We start from the raw sequence: 6,072 nt of genomic DNA, 5'->3' as shown, positions 1-6,072 counted from the left end.
AGGTCGGTGCCTTTTTTTACACGGAAGCCCTTGCTGGAAACAGTCAAGGGCTTCTTGCGTTTGGATAGTTTTGATGCCTCGTGCGAGGCAGTGCCGGTGGAGCATCAGCTTTGTAGTATGCCTTCTATCCGCATGAATGTGCCTTCCCGACAGGTATAATGATTTTACACTGTTGCCTGTTATCCTGGAGACCATACGGCGTAGACAGGTACACAGATCGATATTTTTCTCACCTTCATATAATCCTTATAACATCAGCAGAGGTTTGTATTCCTACTTTTTGTATCAGTAATTGGTTTGTGCAGATAAAAGACTTCTGGTAGAGGAAGTACGAGGAGATAGTCAATTAAGCAATCGTTTGTGTAGATTAAGCAAACGATTGCTTTCATGTTTGATTTTTTATTTAGGGAAAAGTGTTATATTATTGTTATAGAGATTAAGTTCTTTAATTAGAACCAAGTATAAATCCAATCCAAAAGGATTTTTCATATTGACTGTTTAGTTTGTTTTAAAATAGGTGATTTTTTAGAGGGACCAATAGGTCCCTTTAAATTTAATTGAACTTTTAAATTATGGATTCTAGAAGAGATTTTTTGAAAAAAGCTGGGATTTTGTCGTCATTGGCAGTTTCACTTCCTACATTGGTTAATGCCAATTCAGCTGTAGGTTCGTTTAATATGTGTGGTTTTGCTGCACCAAAAATTGATAAGGTCAGAGTAGCGGTGATTGGTTTGGGAATGCGGGGACCTGGTGCTGTTGAACGGTTGTCATATATTGAAGGGTGTGAAATTGTGGCATTGTGTGATAAACATGCTGATCGGGTCGATAAAGCTCAAAAGATACTTACATCAAAGGGTTTAAGGGCCGCTAAATCTTATTCGGGTGAAGATGGTTGGAGGTCACTACTGAAAGAAGAAAAGCTTGATTTGGTCTATATCTGTACTCCTTGGGACTATCATGCAACAATGAGCATTGCAGCTATGAAGGCAGGGAATCATGTAGCTTGTGAAGTGCCGATTGCATTGACGATAAAAGACTGTTGGGAAGTTGTAAAGACATCAGAGTCGACTAAAAAGCATTGTATGATGCTGGAGAACTGTTGCTATGATTTCTTTGAAATGCTTACTTTAAACATGGTTCGCCAAGGATTATTCGGTGAATTAATTCACGCTGAAGGAGCTTATATCCATGATTTACTGGATTTAAATTTCGCCAAAAATGGTTATGATAATATGTGGCGTTTGAGGGAGAATATAAAATTAAATGGTAACCTATATCCTACACATGGCTTGGGACCAGTGGCGCAATGCCTAAATATCAATCGAGGAGATAAGATGGACCATCTTGTCGCGATGTCGTCCAATGATTTTATGATGGGAGAGAAAGCTCAGGAACTCGCAGGCAAAGATTCCTTCTTTCAGGAATTTGTGGGGAAGAAATACCGTGGTAATATGAATACAACTTTAATTCGAACAGCCAAAGGTAAAACGATTATGCTCCAACATGATGTAACTTCCCCGAGGCCCTATTCAAGATTACATACTTTAAGCGGTACAAAAGGTTTTGCTCAAAAGTATCCAGTTGAAAATATAGCATTTGGCCATGAATTTATTAAAGAGGAGAGGATGAAAGAGCTGTATGATAAATATACGCCTGAATTGGTCAAATATATTGGTGAACAGGCTAAACAAGTAGGAGGGCATGGAGGTATGGACTTTATGATGGACTGGCGCCTGATTGATTGCCTGCGAAATGGATTACCCTTGGATCAAGATGTTTATGATGCTGCTTCATGGAGCTGTGTTGTCCCCTTAAGTGTTGAGTCGGTTGAAAAGAACTGTAAAACTGTTGCTGTTCCAGATTTTACAAAAGGGGCATGGAAGAATAACAATCCGGTGGATATCACATTAAATGGTGGTGGTAACACGCTCATCCGTAAGAAGAAGGCTAAAAATGAAAAAATCCAGCTAGACGTATAAAGGTCAGATCTGACAAAGTAAAAGGGGAAGCATTTTATTGTTCCCCTTTTATGTTTATCTTTAATCATTATGTTATTTAATCTGACTTTATTTACCTGTTTATCGTTATTTTCCACAAATGATACACTGTCATGTTGTGTAGGGGAAAATATTCCCACACGAGCTGGAATGATCAAATCCCAGAGTGCTAAACAAGGCAGCAATAACAGCGGAAAGATGATTTTGATCGAAGGTGGCAAATTTCTGATGGGTAGCTCAAACTTTGAAGATAGTAAACCTGTGCATACCGTGGAACTAAATTCATTTTATATGGATGAACATGAGGTGACCAATGCACAATTTGCCCAATTTGTAAAAGAAACGGGTTATGTGACCGTAGCTGAGCGAAAACTTGACCCAAAAGATTTTCCCGGTGTTGATCCGGATATGCTTGTCCCTGGATCAGCCGTATTTTCAAAACCCAAAGAAATCAACTCTTTAAATAATTACCTGATGTGGTGGGAATATATTCCCGGGGCAAATTGGCAACATCCTGAAGGCCCTGCCAGTTCAATTACAGGTAAAATGAATTACCCAGTAGTTCAGGTTGCCTATGAGGATGCTGCTGCATATGCAAAATGGGCTGGAAAACGATTACCAACAGAAGCTGAGTGGGAATATGCTGCACGGGCGAAAAAAGATGCCAATGAAGACCTGTACTATTGGGGAAAGGAACTGAAACCTCAAGGAAAATGGGCTGCTAATATTTATCAAGGCAAATTTCCTGTCGAGGATTCAAAAGAAGATGGTTATGAAGGTGCCGCGCCGGTGAAGTCCTTTTCCCCAAATGCTATTGGACTATATGATATGGAAGGGAATGTATGGGAATGGTGTGCTGATTTTTATAGACCTGATTATTATGCAAATAGTGAAACAGTTAATCCAAAAGGTCCACATGATTCTTATGATCCGCAAGAACCAAATCTCGAAAAAAGAGTTCAGCGGGGTGGATCATTTCTATGTAACGACCAATATTGTGAGCGGTATAAAGCCGGAAGCAGGGGTAAAGGTGAGGTAAATAGTCCGACAAACAATGTCGGATTCCGTTGCGTAAAAGATATAAAATAGAAAAAGGCTTGCAATTGCAAGCCTTTTTCTATTTTATAGTGATGCCTTATTGGGCATTCAAGAACATTGATTTTTGATTATACAACTCTCTGAAATAAGGATCTTGAAGATCTTTGATAAAGCGGATAGCCTCACCGGTCGACTTCATCTCAGGGCCTAATTGTTTGTCAACTTCAGGGAATTTATTGAAGGAGAACACAGGTTCTTTGATTGCATATCCATTCAGTTTACGCTCAATTTTGAAGTCACTCAACTTATTCGCACCCAACATTACTTTTGTAGCAATGTTGATATAAGGAACATCATAAGCCTTGGCAATGAAAGGAACCGTGCGTGATGCACGTGGGTTAGCCTCGATGACATACACATTCTCGCCTTTGACAGCAAACTGAATATTTAATAAACCACGGACGTTCAGTGCTTTTGCTAATTTGATCGAGTATTCTTCCATCTTATCCTGAACAGCCTGTGATAGGCCAAATGGAGGCAACACTGCAGAAGAGTCTCCCGAGTGGATACCTGCAGGTTCAATATGTTCCATCATACCGATGATGTGTACATCCTCACCATCACAGATTGAATCCGATTCGGCTTCTTCGGCACGATCCAAGAAGTGGTCGATCAGAATATGGTTGCCCGGCAGGTTCTTCAATAAATTGACGACTGCTTTTTCCAGATCTTCATCGTTGATGACAATGCTCATGCCTTGTCCTCCTAGAACGTATGAAGGGCGAACTAATACAGGGTACCCAACTTCATTGGCAACTTGTAATGCCTCTTCTGCTGAAGTCGCTACACCATATTTTGGATATGGAATATCGAGCTCTTTCAATAGGTCAGAGAAACGACCACGATCTTCTGCTAAGTCCATATTTTCGAAAGAGGTACCAATGATTTTGACTCCGAGCTGCTCTAAACGTTCAGCCATTTTAAGCGCTGTTTGCCCACCCAATTGAACAATTACACCTTCAGGTTTTTCTAATTCGATGATCTCACGTACGTGCTCCCAGAATACGGGCTCGAAGTATAATTTGTCAGCCATATTGAAGTCTGTCGATACAGTCTCCGGGTTACAGTTGACCATAATCGCTTCGTAACCACATTCTTTAGCTGCCAATAAGCCGTGTACACAAGAGTAATCGAACTCGATACCTTGACCGATACGGTTAGGGCCTGAACCTAAAACGATGATTTTCTTTTTATCTGAAGAGATGGATTCATTTTCTTCTTCGAATGTCGAATAGTAGTATGGTGTCTGTGCAGGAAATTCTGCCGCACAGGTATCTACCATTTTGTAAACACGGTTGATACCTAATTCTTTACGACGGTCATATACCTGATCTTCAGTTACATTCCCTAGCAACCAGGCAATCTGTACATCGGAATAACCTTTTTGTTTTAAGGTCATAAAGAAATCACGCGGGATATTATTCAACTGATAACGACGTAATTCTTGCTCAAGGTGTACCAGCTCTTGGATCTGTACTAAGAACCATTTGTCGATACGTGTTGCTTTCCGGATAGATTCCAAAGGAACACCTAACTCGAAAGCATCTTTGATATGGAATAAGCGGTCACCACTTGGATGTTCCAAACTATCCATGATTTCGTCTAGGTTTCTCCATTGACGGCCATCAGCACCTAAACCAGCGCGGCCAGTTTCCAATGATTGACAGGCTTTCTGTAAGGCTTCGATAAATGTACGGCCGATTGCCATCACTTCACCTACTGCTTTCATTTGAAGGCCTAATTCCTTATTTGCTCCTTTGAATTTATCAAAGTTGAAACGCGGGATCTTCACGATCACATAGTCTAATGTTGGCTCAAAATAGGCTGAAGTTGTTTTTGTGATCTGATTTTGCAACTCATCTAAATTGTATCCAATCGCCAATTTGGCTGCAATTTTTGCAATTGGATAACCAGTTGCTTTTGATGCTAATGCCGATGAGCGGGATACGCGAGGGTTGATCTCGATCGCGATAATTTCTTCATTTTCTGGATTGACGGAGAACTGGACATTACATCCACCGGCAAAGTTACCGATTGAACGCATCATCAAGATTGCTTGATTACGCATATCCTGGTAACATTTGTCTGATAAAGTCATTCCTGGAGCTACGGTAATGGAGTCACCTGTATGGATACCCATTGGATCGAAATTTTCGATCGTACAGATGATGATCACATTGTCGTTCGTGTCACGAAGCAATTCTAACTCAAATTCTTTCCAACCCAACACGGCCTGTTCTACCAAGACCTCATGTGTTGGCGAAGCATGTAGCCCTCTGTTTAAGGCTGCATCAAAATCTTCTTTTTTGTGAACAAATCCACCACCCGTACCTGCTAAAGTATAGGAAGGACGGATAACAAGTGGGTAACCGATTTCTTGCGCAGCTTCTTTACCTTCAAGGAAAGAGTTTGCAATTTTGGATTTTGCTACTCCTACACCAATATCAACCATTAATTGACGGAATTCTTCACGGTTTTCAGTTTTTTCAATGGCTGCAACATCAACACCAATAACTTTGACATTGTATTTTTCCCAGATACCACGGTTGGAAGCCTCGATACATAAGTTCAAAGCCGTCTGACCTCCCATCGTAGGAAGTACAGCGTCAATGTTATGTTTTTGTAATACTTCCTCAATACTTTCGCATGTTAAAGGAAGCAAGTAGACGTTGTCTGCAACAACTTTGTCCGTCATGATTGTTGCAGGGTTTGAGTTGATGATGGATACTTCAATACCTTCTTCTTTCAACGAAAGGGATGCTTGAGATCCAGAATAATCAAATTCACAAGCTTGACCGATAACGATGGGACCTGATCCGATGATTAAAACCGACTTAATGGAAGTGTTTCTTGGCATTATATCTAGTTCAAAAAATTAAATTTCCTATTGTAAATCTGAGCAAAGGCAATCAAAAATAGCTCATGGGGAAGGGTCATTCCGACTGCTTTGTCGGAGTGCAAAGTTACATTTAAATTT

3 protein-coding genes are annotated in these 6,072 nt (G+C 40.4%); 2 read left to right on the top strand and 1 reads right to left on the bottom strand.

What is annotated here, in order from left to right; all coding sequences use genetic code 11:
- Window positions 1-572: 572 nt before the first annotated feature.
- Window positions 573-1,979: a Gfo/Idh/MocA family protein gene (locus HX021_RS12535; protein ID WP_286590702.1), complete on the top strand. Its 1,407-nt coding sequence runs from the start codon at window positions 573-575 to the stop codon at window positions 1,977-1,979.
- A gap of 69 nt (window positions 1,980-2,048) precedes the next feature.
- Window positions 2,049-3,086 (top strand): formylglycine-generating enzyme family protein, encoded by a 1,038-nt coding sequence (locus tag HX021_RS12530; RefSeq protein ID WP_502959003.1) that lies wholly within the window; start codon window positions 2,049-2,051, stop codon window positions 3,084-3,086.
- 46 nt (window positions 3,087-3,132) lie between these two features.
- Here HX021_RS12530 and carB read toward each other — a convergent pair whose 3' ends face one another.
- Window positions 3,133-5,952 carry a carbamoyl-phosphate synthase large subunit gene (gene carB, locus HX021_RS12525; protein WP_286590700.1) on the bottom strand — a complete coding sequence of 940 codons (2,820 nt, stop codon included), beginning with the start codon at window positions 5,950-5,952 and terminating at the stop codon, window positions 3,133-3,135.
- Between the last annotated feature and the right edge of the window lie 120 nt (window positions 5,953-6,072).

This window comes from Sphingobacterium sp. N143 (genome assembly GCF_030325625.1).
GTDB lineage: Bacteria > Bacteroidota > Bacteroidia > Sphingobacteriales > Sphingobacteriaceae > Sphingobacterium.
This window is presented reverse-complemented; position numbering and strand designations above follow the sequence as displayed.